General features: G+C 60.3%; 22 protein-coding genes. 3 read left to right on the forward strand and 19 right to left on the reverse strand.

Annotated features, from left to right (window positions below):
• Positions 1–4 precede the first annotated feature (4 nt).
• The 8 genes from VSP_RS20590 to VSP_RS20625 all read right to left on the reverse strand — a co-directional run bounded on the left by VSP_RS20590 (position 5) and on the right by VSP_RS20625 (position 5,814).
• The gene (locus VSP_RS20590; RefSeq protein ID WP_009963056.1) at positions 5–2,734 is read right to left on the reverse strand and encodes a ParB/RepB/Spo0J family partition protein; all 2,730 of its coding nucleotides are present in this window, start codon (positions 2,732–2,734) and stop codon (positions 5–7) included.
• A gap of 21 nt (positions 2,735–2,755) precedes the next feature.
• Positions 2,756–3,358 carry a hypothetical protein gene (locus VSP_RS20595; RefSeq protein ID WP_009963057.1) on the reverse strand — a complete coding sequence of 201 codons (603 nt, stop codon included), beginning with the start codon at positions 3,356–3,358 and terminating at the stop codon, positions 2,756–2,758.
• A gap of 17 nt (positions 3,359–3,375) precedes the next feature.
• Complete coding sequence (locus tag VSP_RS20600; protein ID WP_009963059.1) at positions 3,376–3,696, reverse strand: hypothetical protein; 321 nt, start codon at positions 3,694–3,696, stop codon at positions 3,376–3,378.
• A gap of 175 nt (positions 3,697–3,871) precedes the next feature.
• The gene (locus VSP_RS20605; RefSeq protein ID WP_198141202.1) at positions 3,872–4,126 is read right to left on the reverse strand and encodes a hypothetical protein; all 255 of its coding nucleotides are present in this window, start codon (positions 4,124–4,126) and stop codon (positions 3,872–3,874) included.
• Between the two features lie 8 nt (positions 4,127–4,134).
• Positions 4,135–4,560 carry a hypothetical protein gene (locus VSP_RS20610; RefSeq protein WP_009963063.1) on the reverse strand — a complete coding sequence of 142 codons (426 nt, stop codon included), beginning with the start codon at positions 4,558–4,560 and terminating at the stop codon, positions 4,135–4,137.
• Positions 4,557–4,988 carry a hypothetical protein gene (locus tag VSP_RS20615; protein WP_009963064.1) on the reverse strand — a complete coding sequence of 144 codons (432 nt, stop codon included), beginning with the start codon at positions 4,986–4,988 and terminating at the stop codon, positions 4,557–4,559. Before VSP_RS20615 ends, VSP_RS20610 begins: the two co-directional genes overlap by 4 nt.
• A complete protein-coding gene (locus VSP_RS20620; protein WP_009963065.1) occupies positions 4,988–5,377 on the reverse strand; it encodes a hypothetical protein in 390 nt (129 codons plus the stop codon). The genes VSP_RS20615 and VSP_RS20620 overlap by 1 nt, the downstream gene beginning before the upstream one ends.
• Positions 5,378–5,379: 2 nt before the next feature.
• The gene (locus tag VSP_RS20625; RefSeq protein ID WP_198141203.1) at positions 5,380–5,814 is read right to left on the reverse strand and encodes a hypothetical protein; all 435 of its coding nucleotides are present in this window, start codon (positions 5,812–5,814) and stop codon (positions 5,380–5,382) included.
• 371 nt (positions 5,815–6,185) lie between these two features.
• Here VSP_RS20625 and VSP_RS42480 point away from each other — a divergent pair, with 371 nt between their 5' ends.
• A complete protein-coding gene (locus tag VSP_RS42480; protein ID WP_044133613.1) occupies positions 6,186–6,584 on the forward strand; it encodes a helix-turn-helix domain-containing protein in 399 nt (132 codons plus the stop codon).
• A gap of 146 nt (positions 6,585–6,730) precedes the next feature.
• Here the strand turns inward: VSP_RS42480 and VSP_RS20640 are convergent, their stop codons facing one another.
• On the reverse strand, positions 6,731–7,387 hold the full coding sequence (locus tag VSP_RS20640; RefSeq protein ID WP_009963070.1) for a hypothetical protein: 657 nt from the start codon (positions 7,385–7,387) through the stop codon (positions 6,731–6,733).
• 331 nt (positions 7,388–7,718) lie between these two features.
• Here VSP_RS20640 and VSP_RS39750 point away from each other — a divergent pair, with 331 nt between their 5' ends.
• The gene (locus tag VSP_RS39750; RefSeq protein ID WP_053332362.1) at positions 7,719–9,152 is read left to right on the forward strand and encodes a TerD family protein; all 1,434 of its coding nucleotides are present in this window, start codon (positions 7,719–7,721) and stop codon (positions 9,150–9,152) included.
• A gap of 120 nt (positions 9,153–9,272) precedes the next feature.
• On the opposite strand, the gene VSP_RS20650 is transcribed toward VSP_RS39750, so the two are convergent.
• From VSP_RS20650 to dnaA, 7 genes are all read right to left on the reverse strand, one after another.
• Entirely contained in the window at positions 9,273–9,884 is a 612-nt protein-coding gene (locus tag VSP_RS20650; RefSeq protein WP_009963073.1) for a lysophospholipid acyltransferase family protein, read from the reverse strand.
• Positions 9,881–10,588, reverse strand: a complete 708-nt coding sequence (gene cmk, locus VSP_RS36490) for a (d)CMP kinase (protein ID WP_009963074.1) — start codon at positions 10,586–10,588, stop codon at positions 9,881–9,883. Before cmk ends, VSP_RS20650 begins: the two co-directional genes overlap by 4 nt.
• A gap of 2 nt (positions 10,589–10,590) precedes the next feature.
• Entirely contained in the window at positions 10,591–11,970 is a 1,380-nt protein-coding gene (gene aroA / locus VSP_RS20660; RefSeq protein ID WP_009963075.1) for a 3-phosphoshikimate 1-carboxyvinyltransferase, read from the reverse strand.
• 55 nt (positions 11,971–12,025) lie between these two features.
• On the reverse strand, positions 12,026–12,862 hold the full coding sequence (locus VSP_RS36495; RefSeq protein ID WP_156345923.1) for a prephenate dehydrogenase: 837 nt from the start codon (positions 12,860–12,862) through the stop codon (positions 12,026–12,028).
• A 185-nt stretch (positions 12,863–13,047) separates the two neighbouring features.
• A complete protein-coding gene (locus VSP_RS20675; RefSeq protein WP_029190615.1) occupies positions 13,048–13,560 on the reverse strand; it encodes a hypothetical protein in 513 nt (170 codons plus the stop codon).
• A 17-nt stretch (positions 13,561–13,577) separates the two neighbouring features.
• Positions 13,578–14,675, reverse strand: a complete 1,098-nt coding sequence (gene dnaN / locus VSP_RS20680; RefSeq protein WP_009963080.1) for a DNA polymerase III subunit beta — start codon at positions 14,673–14,675, stop codon at positions 13,578–13,580.
• Positions 14,676–14,798: 123 nt separating this feature from the next.
• Positions 14,799–16,379 (reverse strand): chromosomal replication initiator protein DnaA, encoded by a 1,581-nt coding sequence (dnaA, locus tag VSP_RS36500; RefSeq protein WP_009963081.1) that lies wholly within the window; start codon positions 16,377–16,379, stop codon positions 14,799–14,801.
• 335 nt (positions 16,380–16,714) lie between these two features.
• Here dnaA and VSP_RS20690 point away from each other — a divergent pair, with 335 nt between their 5' ends.
• Positions 16,715–16,972, forward strand: a complete 258-nt coding sequence (locus tag VSP_RS20690; protein ID WP_009963083.1) for a hypothetical protein — start codon at positions 16,715–16,717, stop codon at positions 16,970–16,972.
• Between the two features lie 353 nt (positions 16,973–17,325).
• On the opposite strand, the gene VSP_RS20695 is transcribed toward VSP_RS20690, so the two are convergent.
• Genes VSP_RS20695 through VSP_RS20705 form a run of 3 tightly spaced genes read right to left on the reverse strand, consistent with a single transcriptional unit; the run spans position 17,326 to position 19,260 of the window.
• On the reverse strand, positions 17,326–18,093 hold the full coding sequence (locus VSP_RS20695; RefSeq protein ID WP_009963084.1) for a DUF3379 family protein: 768 nt from the start codon (positions 18,091–18,093) through the stop codon (positions 17,326–17,328).
• Between the two features lie 49 nt (positions 18,094–18,142).
• Positions 18,143–18,787 (reverse strand): RNA polymerase sigma factor, encoded by a 645-nt coding sequence (locus tag VSP_RS20700; RefSeq protein WP_009963085.1) that lies wholly within the window; start codon positions 18,785–18,787, stop codon positions 18,143–18,145.
• A complete protein-coding gene (locus VSP_RS20705; RefSeq protein ID WP_009963086.1) occupies positions 18,784–19,260 on the reverse strand; it encodes a DoxX family protein in 477 nt (158 codons plus the stop codon). The genes VSP_RS20700 and VSP_RS20705 overlap by 4 nt, the downstream gene beginning before the upstream one ends.
• Positions 19,261–19,288 lie beyond the last annotated feature (28 nt).

Here is a 19,288-nt window from a genome sequence, read left to right on the forward strand (position 1 = left end):
ATAGTTATTTCTTCTTCCCCGCCTTCTTCACGGGAACCTTCTTGGCCGCTTTCTTCGCCGCCTTTTTCGCGACACTCTTAATCTTCGCCGGCGAGGTTGGAGTACCACCTTTAGGGGGCTCAGGATCAGTCGCAGGTTGCACCTTCGGAGCAGCAATGATCGTCACTCCACCCTGATCCACATCCAGCAGGCGAAGCTGCAAGCCACCACGCTCAGGCGAGGCACAGTAAACCGGGAGTGAAATCGTAAGATCCAAGGAGTTCACCCCTGATCGGGTCGTGAAATCTTCCCTTGAAATCACCTCACCCTGCAACTCGTGCCCACCGGATACCCAGGCGACCACAGTACCCACGGGAGTATCCAGAGAAGCCTCACCCTTCAACTCTGCCACGGCCGCCCGCACCTTTGCTACGAGCTCCTCCAAGACTTCAATATTGCAGGTTGAAGCTCGATAATCTGGCAATCCACCTTCGGCCGCAATCGTGTTTACCCAAGCGATGAACTCGTCAACGCTCGCCTGCACATCATCGATGTAGGTATGTCCCGCAGCCTCGTACAAGCACACCAAATCATTCTCCAGAGCGCAGCACCTTTGCATCTTCTCTGTAACGCTCAACTCCTCATCACTGACGCACTGCCCACTGCCCACTGACGCACTGACCCCAAGCTCCTCCACCACCCGCCGAGCCGCCAGCACGATCAGCTCCGCGTCCGCCAGGCCGTGATTCGGATCACTGTACGGCTTCAGCCCGTTGTCTTTGGCGATGATGTCCAGCCACTTCACCAGCTCATCCGTGTGCTCCAGGTCGTCATCATCATAGACGTTCCCCGCCTGCACATACAGGTCCACCAGCTCCTTCTCCAGGGCCACGCGACGGTCCACCATCTTGGCAGCATCCACCGCTTCCTGGTTCACTGTCTTCCCCTTCCCTTTACCCGCGTCCACCTTCGCCAGGCGCTTCACCGCGTCCATGTCCACGCCAAAGGTTCGCGCCAACAACAGGAATGGCTCATTCTTTGCCACCGGAGAATCCCCGTCCACGAACCCCAGCCGTTCACCCGCCAGACACATCACCACATAGGCCTCCAGCTTTGGCCGCGTGTAGTCGGCCGCTTTGTAGTGCTCCAGGATCGGCAGGATGAAATCTCGACCGCTCCCCTGGTACCCAGGCTCACCTCTCTTCCGGGGCTGAAGCTTCAGCGCCTTCCCCATCACCATCACCCCTTGTGCATTCATCATCCCCAGCAGGCTCTGGAGCACCACCAGGCCCTCATCCTCACCATACCCCCCACGCTTCACCACCGCTTCACCCAGGGCGTTCAGTGCCTCATAGGATTCCGCCACCGCCACCTTCTTCTCCTCAGCCCGCTTCCTCTCCGCCGCCTTGAACGCACCGTCCCCACTGCCAGCCGCTGGCCGCTTGCCAAAGAGGCTCGTTGCCCCCTTCGCTTTCGCGGCCTGGTTCGCCGCCTCAATGGCTTCATCACGCTTCACCAGTTGGTGGATTCGGCCGGTGTCTGGATTCCGGGCCACCGTCACCTTCACCTCGCAGGGCGATCCCTTCACCACCTGCTCCCACTTTGGCAGGCTGTCTTCGTCGTAGTGCCCCACATCCTGAGGGCGCGGCTTCGCGGCCAGGTCCACGTACTCGCTGTCACCCCGCACCGAGCCCTCCACAAACACCGCCTTCGCCCCCTGGACGGACAGCACGTTTTTCCCGGAACCCTCCGCACTGGCCACCACCAGCTTCCACGCCGCCTCTTGCTTTCTCCGGAAGCAAGACGGCTTCGTGCAGACATGGGGATCAACCCCCATCGATCCGCCGCCACTCTGTCCACCCACCACCTTCAGCTCCTCCTGGAGACTGGCATCATTGCCACTGCGGAAAGGGCACCCCATGCAAGCCCCACCACAGAGCCGCTCCCCCTGGGCGGAAAATTGCACAGGCAGCAGCTCAGCATCATCCACATCGAACCCACAGCCCTTCAGGGACAGCATGTAGTCCCGGCGGATCAGCGCCACCGTCTCCCGTACGTTCAATGGCAGATCCTTGTCCCGCATCTGCGGAGCCAGGATGGCCTTTGCCAGCTCCTCCCGCGCCTCCACATCAGGGATGCGCCCCACCAGCTCACAGTGCCGGGAGCCGATCACCCCTTTCTCACAGGCCTCCAGCAGACGCTTCGGCGCACGGCGCAGCTTCAAGCGTTGCGTCACGTGCGATTCAGACCGCCCTATCCGCTCCGCGATCTTCGCCACCGTGTAGAGCGGCTGCCCATCCTCCCCCTTCAGCGCCAGCAGATCCGCGTACCCGTCCGCTTCCTCCACCACCGTCAGGTCCTCCCGCTGGAGGTTTTCCACCAGCATGAACTCCCGCGCCTGCACGTCAGACATGTCCTCCACCATGCACGGCAGCTCACCCAGCTTTGCCACCAGGCGGTGCACCTGCTCCACATCATCATAGTTCACCACACGGTCCAGGGCCATGCCATTGCCCCGCCACCGACGCGCCCCGGCAATGATCTCATACTGCCCCGCCACCGTCCTGGACGGCCGCACCAGCAGGGGCTGCTTCACCCCCATCTCCTCAATGTTCTTACTCAGCTCCTCCAGGGGGCCGGGCTTGAACTCCTTGCGCGGATTCAAGATGCACTCATGCAGATTTTCGTGGGGCAGGTACACCACCGTGGCCCTGGTCGGCGCAGGGGCCGCTTCCGTTGATTGTGTCGCGATCATGGTCTTGTTATTTCCTTTTGTTTACTGGTCCTTCTTCAGCTTCTTCCCACCCCGCCGGTTGCAGTTGCCTTTCTGCACATCCCGGTACTTCTCCCTGGCGGCCTCCGATTTCGTGCCGCCGAAAAGTTTGAATCCCTTCACACCCCAGCGCTGGAGCAGCTCCTCCACCGTCCGCTTCTCCCGCGCATGCACGGCCGCCCGTGTCTCATCCAGCAGCCAGGCCACCTCCGTTTGGGATACCCCTTTGATCAGCAGCGGCTTCACCCGCCGGGTGACCGCCAGCACATTCTTCATCACGCACCAGGGCGATCTGGCACCGGACCACAGATAGTTCAGCAGCGCCTTCAGCGTCCGCACCCGCTCCCGGTCCACCATCTGCTGGAGCCCCTTACAGATTTCCTCAAACCGCTCCTCCAGCACGTCCGGATGCTCATACTTCACCCTCGCCATCAGCTCACCGACCGATTGCGCCAGAGCGGACAGGTCCCGCGGATCATCCTCCTTCGTGCCCGGCTCCATCAGGTCCCCCAGGGGCATCCGGTCGTCCACCACCACCGGCTCACCATCCACGTACACCACAGGCGGTACGTACTGCTCAGCGAAGTCCGCTTGAAAATCTGCCATGGGAGTATGTGAGGTTGCTAAGGTCCGTCTGGATCAAGTGTGTGGTCATTGGCTGCTCTGCTCTTACCGTCCGCGCCGGCAGCCAGGGCAGCGCGGGGGCGTGGCTCAATCACGGGCGGAATAGGCGGCGGCACCATGCTGGCCATCTGCACCGCCCGGCACAGCGCCACGTGCTCATGCACGCCCGCTAGCAGCTCAGTGAACCGCATCCGGATCTCCGTCACATCCGCCCGGAGCAACGGCGTAGGCACGTCCCGGTAGAGCGCAGCCAGGCGCTCGTGGACAGCCTTGCAGGCCTCCACGATCTCCTCCGCACTGCTCACCAGGTCCGCCGGCATGGCGCTTACTCAGCCCCCTCCGTGGTTGGACGATCCTCAGGACGGTCGCACACGTGTGCGACCGTATCGCCCAGTTCATCAAGTATCAGTAACGGCAATTGCTCACCTGCCACAGAGCTGCCAGCGCCAACCAATACCATCTCCATCCAAGCGTTGTGTTCGTCCCAGGGCATGATCAGTGATTGCTAGTTGTTTCCGGGTACTCCCCGGCGAGCATGCGGTTCTGCACGTCCTCCACGGCCGCGACCGCGTAGAATTCCCGCCCCTCACTCCGCGCCGTAGGCTTGCGGCAGCACGGCTCCAGCCACCCGGCGGACCGGGCATCCTCGAATACCTGGCGCGTCAGCAGCACGATCACCTCCGCCTGCGTGAGCACCTTGGTGAGGGGCAGCGCCGCCTGGCGTGGCTTCCACTTTGGTTTCTGGAACACCAGGCCACTCATCGCCCGCCGCCCCCTTTCACGGCCACCATCTTGACCACCAGCCAGGCCAGCGCCGCCACCAGCCCCAGGGCAAGCAGCTCGATCCCAAGGAAGGCCAGCAGAGTATGCTCATGCACCAGGCGCAGCAGCCACGGCGCGACCGCAGGCACCACGTGGCACGCACAAGATCTCAGCGGGGGCAAGCCCTCCAGGGCCAGCGCCGGCTGCTCCTCCGGAGGCAGATCCTCCAGGCGAATACGGACCGCCTTCCCCTGTCCCCGCTCAAAGACAGGCGGGAGATTGAAGTGAGGCACCGCCGCCGAGAGCTGCCCCAGCGCTTTCGCCGTCGCATCCGCACGATTCAGCGCGCCAATGATCCGCAGCGTCCCCTGCGCCGGAGTGTAGCCGGTGACATGCACCGTGAAGTGCGCCTTGAAGTTCATGACGCCCCACCCCCTTCTTTCAGATTGGGCAGCTCCACCGTGATCCCCTCGCTCGACAACTCCACCAGGCGCAGAGGAAAGGTCTTCGATCCACGGAAGACCGTCACAGGAAACAGGTCCCTCAGCTCAGCACGATAGGAGGCATTCAACGCCCATCGCACGCCCCGGCCATTCCCAGGCGGACGCAGTTTGCGGCGACTGATCGCCCGGGGCGCGATCCGCAGGATTCCCAGGTTCAGATCAATTTGCAGCTCCACCCGGTGCCCCAGGGCTGCAAAGCCACCCACCTCCACCAGGCGGGGAGAGAGGAAGAAGATCAGGTTGCCCGCCGCGCTCCCCGTTGGGTGCAGGTGCGCCACGATCTCTGACGCAGCCCGCCGCCCAGAGCCGCCACGCCGCACATCCAGGTCCACAGTCTTCCAGGCCATCAGCGAGGCCCTCCCTTCACACTCAGCAGCTCGCGCACTTGATTCATCCCCGCGTATCCACGGGACGCCAGTCGGACCAGCTCACAGAATCCACGTACCGACTCCCCATCTATGTCGCTAGGTGCACCCAAAAGCTGGAGGAGCATTTGCCCCAGTTTGGCCGCCGCCTGCTCCCCAGTACTGGCGGCATTCTTGGCACCGATCCCCTGCCGATAGTGCCGGACAAAGGTATCAACGGCGGACGCATCCACAGGCTCATTCCGCCAAACAGCATCCTTCTTACCAGCTGCCAGATACCCCCTGAAATCAGCCAATGCTTGCGCCTTTTCGGCGGCATCATCCGTTTCCTCGAACTCATCGCCACGAGCTTCTCCATGCTCCACGCTCATATTCACGCGGCCCTCCCTTCCCCTGCCGCGTTTGCACGCTCGTTCACCTGGAGGCGGATCATCGTCCCACCCTCGACCAGGTTCGACCAGCCCTGATGCGGGCTGGCATAGAGCATGGCCCCGAATCCAGGGCGCGCCACATGACGGCTCCCCACGTACCACACCCCACCCACATACCGGCGGAGCCAGCGGCCAGCCACCCCGCGCCAGTCCCGCATAGCGAGAGACCCCAGCCGGGAGAGCCGCTTGGCGACCACATCCCGGCGGAGTCTGGTTCCGCGTTGCCCCAGCTTTTCAGCCAGGTACCGGAGCGCAAGCACATCCGCGTGCACCCCTTCATCATTCCGCAGTCCACCCACCTCTGCGCACATCGCCGGCATCCTGACGGACTGCGCACCGGCCCCTGGTCTTCTTCTGCCTGTATTATTAGTTTTCATCCCAGTAGTTATTTCCTTTTCCTTGGTTGCTGCACCGCCAGCCAAAGCGGTGAAATCACTTCGTCGCCACCATGGCGACACGCCGCAAAGCGGACCTCTTACCCCGCCGCTTCGCGCCACCTGCAGATTCCGGAGAGGGGTTCACGAAAGCGTGCACCGCGTCACAAATGACCGCATCGATGCTCTTCTTTTCGCTCGACGCCCTCTCCAAGAGTCTTCTCACGTCATCAGGGCCTAGGCCGGCCTCCGACAGGTTCAGGTTAATGGTCGCATTCATCGTTTCGAACAGATTACACCCCATTAATTATCCATTTCGGACAACTGGCAAGAAAAAAGTTGTTCGAATCGAACAATACCCTTACCTATTGAGAATGGAGCCAGACCAATTGCGCCATTTACGAGAGTCCCGAGGCATGACCCGCGAAGCCCTTGCTGAGTGGCTAGGAGATTGCTCCGCCTCTACGGTGAACAAGTGGGAACGAGGAATGCACGCCATCCCCGGATGGGTGGAGCAGAAGATGTTGAGCGATCTCCATCTGAACCTCCCTTTGAAAGCCATTCACGCCCTGATGAATCACGCGCAAAGCACAGGGCAGGACTTCGCCAGCACACTGGCCCTGGCCATCCAGCAGTATCTAGGCACCGAGGAAAAGACCAAAGAGACGGGCACCACCTACAACAAGCCAGCGAGCAAGATCACCGAATTTCCCCTCGCGGCTGAAGAACGCACGCACTACAAGGCTCCCCGCCAGAAACCCACCGCCTCCTAATTTTGCCCGCACCCCCACCGAACGTAATACCCTATTCCAGGTTCTACGGTCAATAGTTGGATATACGGGCAAGTAAAACTTTCGGTGTACCTAAAGAAAAAGCCACGACACCGCAAGGCACCGTGGCTTCGAAATTTCTACTGCTCTCAGTTTGGCCGGGAGATCCAGCGCTGAAGCGTGCGGCCATCTATTTCCTTGACCCCGTCCCTAGCAGTCATTCCGCGGATCACGTCACCCTCCGCCACCTTTTCCTTCACACCCTCCACGTAGAGCGGAGTGGAGTAGTCCGTCCAGGCAGGCTCAGCGGCCGCCGCCCTACCACCCACGAGCGCACCCACGGCACGGGCCGCTGCACCAGGCGCACCGCCTTCGTTGTGCTTGTAGCAGACCAGCGCCCCGTCCGGCAGCACCTGGTGCACCCTCAGCGACCGATTCACCCACTCAAGATTTTCCAGACGCTGCTGACTCTTCCGCTCCTCACTCTGCAACTGCATTTTCTCGCGCAGCTCCCTCTTCCCGTCCGCCGTCGCCTTTGCCCTGGTCACACGAGCCAGCTCCGCTTTCGCGGGATCAAACGCAAAGGCCTCCCGGATCTCCGCCGGCAGCTGCTCATACGGCACCCGGGCCACACCGTCCGCATGCGTGATCCGCAGCCCGTCCGGTTCCACCGCGCTCACTTTCACAGACCGGTATTCCTTCCCGGTGGAGATCTTCAGTAGGTCCCAGCCCGCCGGCGTCTCCGCCTGGCACGGTTGCAACACCACCCAGCACAGCCCGGCTACAGCGAGGATTCCCGTCTTCATGACGGCATTTTACTCCTCAGCTTTGCAGTCCGCAACCTCGATGGCAATTCGCCAAAAGCACACTCCGTTTAGCACACAGATTCCGCACGCCTTATTTTATGGGCCTTGCATCTTCTTGTTGTTTTTGTTGTGACAAAATAAACACGGGTGCGAATTTTTATCAATTGAACATAATAATCCACTGGGAATTGATATCCTTGCTGAATCAAGCAATGCCTGTTTCAGCGGGTGTAAAGCGCTTTTGGCGTCTTAAGCTGCATAAAATCGACATTTTGGCAGAGGCAAAGGTGTAAATTTCTCGAAAGAGCCACCCACATGCGTAGGGTGCGGCATGCCAATCACTTTACCCAAAGGCGGAAACATCTCCCTGTCCCCCGAAGAGCATTCCGATGGAAAACTGGCTGTAGGACTTGGATTCAGCGCCACTCCTGGACTCCACAGCCCTATCGATGTCGATGCGAGCGCTTTCCTGCTAGGCGAAGACGGGAGAGTGAGGCGGGGAGCCGACTTCATTTTCTACAATCAGCCCTCCGACGAGGAGAGCCGTTTCATCTGCCTTCTAGAGAACTCTCCCGGGCAGTCCGCAAACCCAGTCACCGAGGAGACGGATTCGGACCACGTCCGATTCTCCATCGATCTGGAAGCAATCCCCCCAGAGATTCACAGGATCGTCTTCTGCCTGACCTTGCATGGTGCCGAAGAAAGACAGCAGAATTTCGGGTGCATCAAGAGACTCTATCTTCGCGTCCTGAATCGCACCCAGAATATTGAAACGGTTCGCTTTGAGGCTGTGGGCGAGTTTTCGACGGAGACGGCACTGCAGGTTTGTGAGCTCTATCGGCGGGGAGACGGCTGGAAGTTCCGGGCAATCGGCCAGGGATTCGCGGGAGGATTGGCGTCGCTTGCCACCGGATTTGGAGTGCACCTGGAGATGGCGACAGACACTGATGATCACCCCCCTGCCAAACAAGACGATTCAAGTGAGACAGCCAATTTTGAAGTTGTGCCTCCAAGCATCAGCAGCGGCAAGGCCCCGCCCAGTCTGACAGATGGTTTCAATCCAGAGCTCCCCTCACTCTCGAAGAAGAAGCGCAGATCCAGCTCAGAAATTTTGGCGGCGCAGACGGAGGAGATCGCCCGCGCAATGAAGCCGTTTCTCCCCCAAATCGGTCTTACTCTGAGAAACGCGGCGAATGAGAGCAGCACCCGCATCTTGCTTGACCGTATTTTGCAGCAGGTGTTGGGATACAGTCTCGAGGAGATCAAACCAGAGCACAAAATACAGGGGAGAACTGCCGACTACGTGCTCTCACCGGGCGGCGTCGATGCCGTGGTGATCGAGGTCAAGCGTATCGGCGCGCCTCTCAAACAGAAGCAAATCTTTCAGGCCACCAGCTACGCCGCCTACTCTGGGATCAAATGGGCTCTGCTCACCAACCTCATCACCTGGAAGCTCTATCGGGTGTCCACAACAGACAAGATCGAGCCCCACCTGGTTTTCACCATTGATCTGAACAAGGGGCTCTCTGAAGATGCCGCACACTATCTGACCCTGATCTCGAAGAATGGCATCGTACGGAAAACACCTTTGGAGAGACTGTGGCAGATCCGGCGATCACTCTCTACTGAAAGCCTGATCGGAGCGATCCTGCATGATGATGTGCTGGGACGCATCCGCACACTTATCGCCAGAGACACCGGCATCAACCTCGACACAGCGGACATCAAGGCTGCTCTGGAGCAGGACATTCTAAAAATTGAATAGGCGACCGCTCACTGCGCCGGAAGATCGGGCCAGTGACGTACTTTTCGCACGCCCTGGCCGGTTCATTTAAGCCCCATCGACAAGCCTTGAACGCCTGAACGCCTCAACTTCATCGATCCTTCAAAGCTGCAACGCCGCGATCTGCGCCATCAAGTCCTCGCTAATTTTCCGGTACAGATCTTTACCAGTCTCTGTGTAGTTGGCGGGATCAAAGTACCAAGGCTCCCCCACCACGAGAGTCACCTCAGAAGGGGCAGGCATGGAGCCGCCACGGGGCAGCGCCTCCCGCGTGCCGAAGAGCCGCACAGGGATGACGGGAACTTCAGACTTGGCGACGATCAACCCGACTCCAGGCTCACCGGGCAGCATCTTCCCATCCAGATTGCGGGAACCCTCAGGGAAGATCAGCACCTTCTCCCCCTGTTTGAGCAGACGGATCACCGCCTTCAAACTGCCCATATCGGGCCGATCCTGGTCCACGGGAATGGAGTTCCAGGCCCGGTAAACTGCGCGAGCCATGGGGTTGTTCATCAGCGACTTTCTGGCGAGATAATAGATCTCCTCATCAAACGCGATCCCCACGGCAGGAGGGTCAACGAAGCTCGCATGGTTGGAGACGATCAACGCACCACCTTTGAGATTCAGCCTCTCACCACCGATGACTTGATAGTTGAAGAATCCCCGGGCGAGGGTCTTGAATGTCTGATAGCCCAACCAGTAAGAGAGTTTCATGCGGATGCTACAGGAGCTTGGACCGGACCCGTTTCAGGGAAACTCCGGGATGCCAGAAGGGCGAGCACATGGGCGACCACTTCTGCGAGATTCATTTCTGAGCTATCAACCACCACGGCATCTGCCGCTGTCATGAGCGGTGCGGTTTTCCGCGTGGAATCCATGCGATCGCGATCCCGCACCGAATCCGTGAGGCCCTGGAGGCCACGACGCTTCGCGCGAACTTCCTCCGAGGCGTCGATGTAGAATTTCCAGGGAGCATCGGGAAAAATCACCGTGCCGATGTCACGCCCTTCCATCACCGCCGGCTGCGAGAGGCCAAGACCACGCTGGAGATCAAGCAGAAGCTCGCGCACCTTGGGGATGCGAGCGACGTGGGAGACGGCCTTGTTCACCGGCTCGGAGTTCAGCTCCGCTTCCACATCAGCACCATTCACCAGAATGACGCTGCGCCCATCCTGCACCGGACACGTGAATTTCGTGCGATCCATCACTTCCAACACTGCCGCTTCGTCCGTGGGATCCGCTTCCGCCAGGATCACAGCCAGTGTCGCGGCACGGTACATGTTGCCGGTGTTCACATAGGTCCAGCCCAAGCGGGCCGCCAGTTCCCGTGCGACGCTGCTCTTTCCAGAGGCAGCAGGCCCGTCTATGGCGATCACCTGGGGCATCACCTTGGATGTCGATTCGTCGAGGGTCGTCATGTTCAGTCTTTGGCGAGGCGTTCACTCACCTCGGAAGGAATGCTGCTGATGACGGGGATGGAGGTCTCGGGATCCAACGGCGCACGCTGGAAGAGTTCGAGATGTTTCTCAAAGCCGGGGTAGGAGGTGCTGATGCACTCCGTTTCGTTGATGGTGGTAACCCCCTCCGCGAAGAGGCCGGCAATGGCGAAGGCCATGGCGATACGATGGTCACCGTAGCTTTCCAGCTCGGCCCCATGAAGGTCCAGTCCGCCGGTGATTTCCATGCCATCGTCAAACTCCTCCACATGCACGCCCATCAGGCGCAAGTTTCGCGCCACGGCAGCGATGCGATCCGTCTCTTTCACACGCAACTCTTTGGCGTCCCTGATCACGGTCACGCCGCGGGCCAGCGCCCCGGCCACGGCCAGAATGGGGAGTTCATCGATCACGTTGGGAATCTCCAGCCCGCCAATCTCTGTGCCCACGAGATCACCGCCCTGGACGGTGATGTGACCACAAGGTTCGCCATCGCTGATTTCCACCGTGTCGTTGATGCGGGCCCCCATGCGAATGAGCACATTCAGGATGCCGGTGCGGGTGGGGTTGAGACCCACCTTCTTGATCGTCAGGCTGGCCCCGGGAGTGGCCGCAGCGGCCACAAGCCAAAAGGCGGCACTGGAGATGTCCCCCGGCACGAACAGGTCCTTGGGCTGAGGCTTTTGCCCGCCGTAGATGCTGATCGCATGACCGTCCCGCACGACCTTTACATCGAAGTGGGCCAGGAGACGCTCGGTATGATCACGGGTGGTGACCGGCTCGATGACGGTGGTCTTGCCAGGCGTATTCCAGCCAGCGAGCAACACGGCACTCTTCACCTGGGCACTCGCCATCGGCAGCGTGTAGGTGATGGCTTCCAGCTCACCGCCATGAATGGTGATGGGAGCCGAGATCTTTTCCCCCTGCCCCTCCAGCCGCGCCCCCATCTGGCTGAGCGGGTCTGCCACCCGCTTCATCGGGCGCTTGGAAAGACTGGGGTCGCCAGCCATGGTCGCCGTGAAGGACTGGGCTGCCAGAATGCCAGACATCAGCCTCATGGTGGTGCCGGAGTTTCCACAATCAATGGTCTCCGCAGGAGCCTTCAGTTGCATGCCATGCCCGGTGACGGTCAGCTTCACCGGTTTGCCCCGACTGTCGGTCTGGAGCACCTCATACTCCGCCCCCATGGCCTTCATCGCGTTCAGGGAGCAAAGGCAGTCATCGCTGGAAAGGAAGTTCTCGATCAGCGTCGTGCCCTCGCACAGGCCGGCAAACATGACCGCGCGGTGGCTGATGCTTTTGTCCCCCGGCACGATGAGCTCGGGGGGGACGTGTTTCAAAGAACGGACTTTGAGCTGAGACATGGAGGTGTTGGCGTATGAAAAGAAAACTGACCGGACCTGGCGACTTTTGCCGGATTCACACCACTCCGTCACGGAGGGTTTTGGCGTTCTGAAGGAAGTGGTGCAATGCCCTGTCATCCACGTTTTCGAGGATCGCAAGCAGTTCATTGTAGAGGTCCCGGGCGGCCCGCACGGAGGCCTGCACCTCCTGCCTGTTCTCGAGCAGGATGCCCGTCCACAGGGCAGGGTCCCCTGCAGCCACCCGGGTGGTGTCACGGAACCCATTCCCGGCACAAGCCGCCGCAGAGGGGTCCTCATGAAGCGCGGCCAAGGCCGTAACAGCTGCGGCGACGTGCGGCAGGTGGCTGATGCGGGCCACCTTGCGATCATGCTCCTCAGGGGACATCTCCAGAACCCGGCCGCCCAGCAGGGACCAGAAAGCGCGGACCGTGGTCAGAGCGGACTCTGCCGTGAACAAGGTAGGGGTGATCAGGCACGCCGCCCGCTGGAAGAGGTCCGGACGAGCGGCCTCCAGCCCGGCACGTTCAGATCCCGCCATGGGATGGCTGCCCACGAACCGATAGGTGGAACGGGCAAAGACATCCTCCAGTGCCGTGACGACCGTCTCCTTCACACTGCCCACATCGGTCACCACACAATCCGGGGCCACCACGCTCTGCAGCGTCACCATCTCCGCAGCCAGCGCAGGCATCGTCTCCACCGGCGTACACAGCACCACCAGCCCTACTCCATTAAGCACATCATCGAGCTTGGTGGAAGCCAGATCGGCAAAGCCGCGCTCCGTGAGCTCCACAGCCGCTTCTGGACGTCGGGCCCAAGCACGCAGATGGGCGCCCGGGAGACCGGCACGCAGCGCCATCAGCATGGAGCCACCGAGCAAACCGGGGCCCACGACAGCGATGTGAGGTGGCAGCGGGGTATTCAACGAGACAAAGAAAAAGCGTTCAAGAAGGTCGGAGCATGGTCATCAGATCTTCCCGGTCAGGCATGAGCTCAGCGGCAGCGAATGCGGGGGAAAGAAAAGGCGCGTTGGAACCCAACGCGCCCTGTTCAAGTTCAGCCATTACCCCAGGACGCTTAGGGGACAAGGAAGATTTTGCCGGTGCGCGGGTCGCGCACCTTTTGACCGGGGGTGAAATCACGCACATCCACCATGTTTTCCGGCTTGGCTTCCACGCCAGGGGGATAAACAAAGCCGGGGCGACCAGGAACCATCTTGCCATAGGTGGGCGGACCACCCGTACCAGCCCCCGTCTGCGCAGCGGGAGCGGGACCGGGCGGCGGGGGCACGGGAGGCGAAGGAGGAGCAGGCGGTGTGTCCGGAGTGCTGGGTGGGGTCACGTCCGTGGACGACGTCACCGTGGACTCTGTGGGCTGCATGTTGGGGTCCGAAGACTCCACCGTGGTCGTCGGTGCACCAGACTGGGTCACCGGACTAGTCTGGTAGCGAGCCTGCCCTGAAGGGGCGTCATCCAGCGAGTACCCGCTGTTCCGCTGGCGGATGGTTTGCTGCGAACTGGTAGTCTCACAACTGGCAAGCACCAAACAGGCGCCCGCGCTGAGCAAAGGCAACAGGATCGAGGTCTTCATCTTCAGGGGAAGGGAGTTTAGGAATTCACGCGCATCGGCATCAACACATAGAGGAAATTGGTCCCACTACGCAGTACGCCAGGGCTGATCTCGTCAATCAAATGAAGGTAAACTTCGTCACTGACGAGATTGCGCAACGGAGCCATGAAAAACTCCGGGTTGAAGGCGATGGTCATCTCCGCCCCTTTGTAGTTGATGGCGACGCTCTCGCGGGCCTCACCCACGTCGGGAGCATTGGCCACCACTTCGAGATTGTCCTTGGTAAGGTGCAGCTTCACCGAGTTGGACTTGTCGCTCAGCAGCAATGACGTACGGCCAAGCGTACGCAGGAGGGGCTCGCGATCCAGTGCAATACGCTCACGAGCCTCTCCAGGGATCACCTGGCGGTAGTTCGGGTAGTTCCCCTCGATCAGCTTGCTGGCGAGGAAGAAGTCACCCAGATCAAAGGCGATCTGGCCGGAGCCCACCTTGAGGGTCACTTCCCCCTCATCTTCCAGCAGACGCTGAATCTCATTCACCGCCTTGGTCGGGATGATGATGTCCACCTCGTTGCTCTGGGGGAATTCCAACTCCTGCTCCACCATCGCCAGACGGCGACCGTCCGTGGCCACCATGGTCAGCATGTTTTCCTTGAAGGAGCACAGGATGCCGTTGAGCACGTAGCGGGTCTCATCAGTAGAGATCGCATAGGAGGTTTTGCGCAGACAATCCTTGAGCACCCGCTGTTCCAGCTTGAACTCACGCGCATCACTGAAAGTCGGCAGCGGCGGGAACTCGTCAGCCGCCAGACCCATGACCTTGAAGAAGCTCGGTCCGCTGCGAATGTGGGCCACATTGCGCTCGTCCACGGTCACTTCCACCTCGTCCGACGGCAGTTCCCGGATGATCGAGACCAGCTTGCGGGCCGGAAGAGTGGTCGCTCCTGCCTCCTCAACTTCCGCCGCCACCGTACCGCTGATACCCACGTCAAGGTCCGTCGTGACAAACTGCAACTGGCCGTTGCCAGCCTTGATCAGGACGTTGGAAAGGATGGGGAGCGTCGTCCGGGTGCTGACGACATGTTGCACTTGTTGGAGCGCGGTGAGGAAAGCTTCCTTGCTGATGGAGAATTTCATGGTCAGGCTTGCGGCTTCTCTTAGCGAGAGGCAAAAATTAAGCAAGCATAATGGGAGCAAAACCGGATGGTGTCGAAGGAAAAAAGTCCTTTCGTCTCACCCGTTTTGCTCCCGGCAACCCGGTCAGGAAATCTTTTTAATTTTTTCCGTCAGAACACCCAACGTACGGCGAAATTCTTCAGAATTTGCCTTCGTCGAGACCGCTTTGCAGGCGTGAATGACCGTTCCGTGATCCCGCCCGCCAAAGGCATCGCCGATTTCCTTCAGCGAGGACTTGGTCAGCTCCCGCGCCAGGTGCATGGCAATCTGCCGCGGGATGGCAATGGAGGCGGGCCGACGATGGCTCGTCATGTCTGCCAGACGGATGTCGAAATGCTCGGCTACGACCTTCTGGATCCAGTCAATGGTGACCGCCTTGGCATCCGGCTCTTCCAGGATGTCACGGAGCAGGGTCTCCACGATCGTCTGGGTGAGCGGGCCACCGTTGCCCAGGGAGATGTGGGCTGCCACGCGCATGAGAGCCCCCTCCAGACGACGGACGTTGGTGCGGATGTTCTCAGCGAGAAATGAAAGGACCCAGTCGTCCACCTGAACGCACCAGTCCACCATCTTCTGGCGCAGGATCGCCGTGCGAGTCTCCAGGTCTGGAGACTCGATCTGGGTGGCCATCCCCCACTCGAAGCGCGACACCAAGCGGGCTTCAAGGTTCTTGATCTCACTCGGGGCACGGTCACTCGTCAGGACGATTTGTTTAAAAGAGTTAAACAAATCATTGAAGGTGTGGAAGAACTCCTCCTGAGTGCTCCCTTTTCCAGCAAAGAACTGGATGTCATCGATGAGCAGGACGTCCACCTTCCGGTACTTCTGGCGGAAGGCACTCACCTTGCTATGGCGCAGGGCTTCGATGTACTCGTTGGTGAAGGCTTCACTCGTGACGTAGCGCACCACCTTCTTGGGCTTGTTGTGCAGGATCTCCCGTCCGATGGCCTGCATCAGGTGCGTCTTGCCCAAGCCGACCGCTCCATGCAGGAACAGGGGATTGTAGGTGCGGCCCGGCTTCTCCGCGACGGCCTTGGCCACCGCGCAGGAGTAGGTGCAGTTGGGCCCCACGACGAAGGCATTGAAGGAGAAGCGAGTGTTCAGGCCTGACTCCATGAGGAGACGGTTGAAGCGCGAATCGCTCTCGAACAAGGGACCCGTGGCCACCTCTGGCTTGTCCGTGACCCGATCCATCTTCTTCGCAGCCTCCTTGGCCGTCAGCGCGACCCCTGCGTCGAAGCTTGCCGGCACCAGATTGGGCGCCCCAGCAGCCTGGGCCTCTTTCACCGCCGCGGGCGAGGGCGCGACCACCGCCTTGAGCACGGGCGGCTCAGACACCGCGTCCGCCGCGACCATGTAGTCGATCTCACGCCCCCCGGGCAGGACCTCGCTTGCCGCGACTTGCAGCAGCTGCTGGTAGTTGTCCTCAATCCAGTACTGGTGCATCAAGTTTGGCACCAGAAGCACGAGCCGCTGATCATCCAGCAGCTGCATCCCCACACGCTGGAACCAGCGCTCAAACATGAGCGGACCGATGCGCTCTTTCATCAGGGCCTTGATCCGGGACCAAGGCTCCTCCTCGGGCGTGGCTACGGGACTCCCGCCCGTCCACAAAGGAAGCTCGCCATCCACCTCCCCTTCCCCGATCATGACCGTATTCGTCATCTTTCCGCTTGGTACTTTTAGGCCCCCTGATTGATCCATTTCACCGCACTCTTAACCCCGCTCCCGCCGCCTGGAAAGTTTTTAAAATTCATGCTCATGGTTTAGGACTCTTCGGCACGTCAAACAAGGAAATCTTCACTTAATTTTAGAAGCAGATTTTAGTTGTCAGCTCATAACACGGATTTTTAAATTTAATTTATAGCATTTCAAAATCGGATCATTTTTTCCATGATGTTCGACTTGACGTTTTGCCGCATTCGAGAAATCAAGGCCTCCGGAACTTTCCCCCTCCCCGAGATTGCCATCTGCCCCAACTGGCATCAATCGTGCGTGCCATGTCTCTAGATTTTCCAACCCTCAAAAGCTTGTTGCAAAAGCGTCTCGCTGTCATCGGTGATCACGCTCTGCGCGATGCGGATCCCGCCTCCCACCTCACGGCGCTGCAGGAGGTCTCTGAGGCCATTGAGACCGAGCACCAGCGGCTCCGCGGCAGCCTGCCAGGGCGGTTGCGTCATTTCCTAGAACAAGCCAGCTACCAGAAGGCGCTGGCTTTGCTGGAAGATGGAGGCGCAGGGATTGAGGGGCCGCATTAAGTGGTTTCCTAGTCCGGTTGGCGGTAACTGGTGGGTAGGAACGTGACGCGAGAAGCCCACAGTCGTGGCTGCGTTTGTAAAACGCGGTGCGTCCTTCGTCCCCGCCGCGCTTCATCGTCTCGCCCCCTCTCCGACCCAGTAGCCCCGACGCATGCTCACGAATGCATCCACGAGCAACCTCTACGGCACCGATCAGTCGTGGCTGCGTTTGTAAAAACGCGGTGCGTCCTTCGTCCCCGCCACGCGTCATCGTCTCGCGCCCCTCTCCGGTCCAGCAGCTCTGACACTGACGCATTCTCCCAAATGCATCCCCGAGCAGCCTCTTCAGCACCGCTCAGTCGCAGCCATCTCATTCACATCAAAAGCAGGGCGAACAGCTTCTCCAGCGCATTGCGCGGCGCCCTGGTTGCGATGAAATAACACTGCCCACCGTCACTCCAGCGCGCCACGTTCCAGCCATCCTTCTGCATGAACTCCGGACGCCGCAGCGGGGGCGCTCCAGGCAGATCGCCGCGGGAATTGTCCACCACCACCAGGTGGGCCTCCTTGCCGGGGATGATTTCAAAGCACACCACGGTCATTTCCCGCGGCCCCAGATGGACCGTTTTGCACCCCAGGCTGCGCATGGCCTCCACACCCCTGGGAAGACTGGTCGGCACCGGACGCTCGTTCTTCGTCAGCATGCTCCGAATTTCATCGAGGTTGCTGGAAAAATGATCCAGCCGCATCGCACCAGAGTCGATCTGCCGCACGAGGGCGAATGACTGCTTCTGCCAGTCGGGCATGGAACGGCTGCCACCGAGGTCATTCCACAAAACCACCGTGCCCACCGCCACCACGGCCATGGCGGCGATGGTGGTCAACCAGACATCCAAGCGTCGGCGTGCCGGGGGGGCCTTGGGTGCCTCCTGGTGCTCAAGCGCCAGCAGCTTTGCACGCAGATCATCTGGCACGGGCAGAGCGGACATGGCAGAGGCGACCTGTTCGTCGAAATGTCGCCGCCCCTCCGCCCACTTCCCCAGCTCGGAATCCACCGCGGCCAAGGCGCGGGCCTCCTCCGCGGTGTCATGCGGACGCAGCGTCGTGGCATCGAGGTTCAACCTGGCTTCTTCAGGGGTCATGGATTCATTGGGATCAACATCGCATCAGTCATGCCAGCATCAGGGCCGCTCACGCAGCCCTCCCTTCACGGGGTACGTCGTTGTAGCGTTGGAGGATCCTGCGGAGCGCGGACTTGCCCCGGGAAAGTCGCGACATGACGGTGCCTATGGGAACGTCCAGAATATCTGCTATCTCCTTGTAGGAAAGCTCCTTCAAGTAGAACAGCACCACTGGGGCCCGGTAGGTGGCATCCAGTTGTTCCAGGGCGCTCTGCAGCGCCACACTGTCCACCACCGGAGGATCACTGGCGTCCTCCAGGACCTCACCGTGAAGTTCGGGGTCAAACTCCACCGCTTCATGACGCTGAGCTTTGCGGGCCACGCCCAGCCACTCCCGATACAGCGTGGTGAAGAGCCATGTCTTGATCTTGGATCTGTCCCGCAAGGCATCCCCTTTGCGGGCCCATTGCAGGAAGGTGTGCTGCACGAGGTCCAGCGCCGTGGCATGCTGATGGCACATGCTCAATGCAAAACGATGGAGCGGCGCATAGTGCGCATCCACGATTTGCTCAAAACTTGGCGTCACCTCCCCCACCGCCACAGCTAAGGCGTGGCAGCCTGCCCGGTCAATCAGGATCTCCGGTTCTCGATCCTCCCTCCACATCACAAGATCCCCCCCATGGCTCCAGTCTGCCAGCTTTGCACTCATCATCATGCCACCACTTTCCGCCGGCGGGATTGCAACAGCCCGTCCACAGACCAGCGGCCGGGCCCGAAGACGAAGACGATGATACTAGCAAGGAGAAACAAAAATGGCGGTGCCGACACGAAGGCATCACTGTCCTGCCAGATGCCCACCACGACCTCGCGGTGCGCCGCAAGGTAGGCTACAACCATCGTCGCTATCAGAGGCACTGACACCAACCGCGAAGCGAGCCCCACCAACAGCAACAAGCCGCCGAAACACTCCGTAGCCCCAGCCAACGTGGCCTGGGCCGTGGCTGCCGGCAATCCCAAGGAGGCAAAGAACTCCGACGTCGCCTCCAGGTTGGACAGCTTACCCTTCCCAGTGAGGAAAAACTGCCAGCCCCAGTAGAGACGGATGGCGCATAAAAAGGGATCCGTCAGAAAGGCGGCAACCCGATCCAGCTCTGACTGTAGATAAGCCCAAGTTTCGCGGAATTTCATGGTGGTGTGTTTGTGAATAGGAAGGGTC

It is taken from the genome of Verrucomicrobium spinosum DSM 4136 = JCM 18804 (genome assembly GCF_000172155.1).
Classification (GTDB): Bacteria; Verrucomicrobiota; Verrucomicrobiia; order Verrucomicrobiales; family Verrucomicrobiaceae; genus Verrucomicrobium; species Verrucomicrobium spinosum.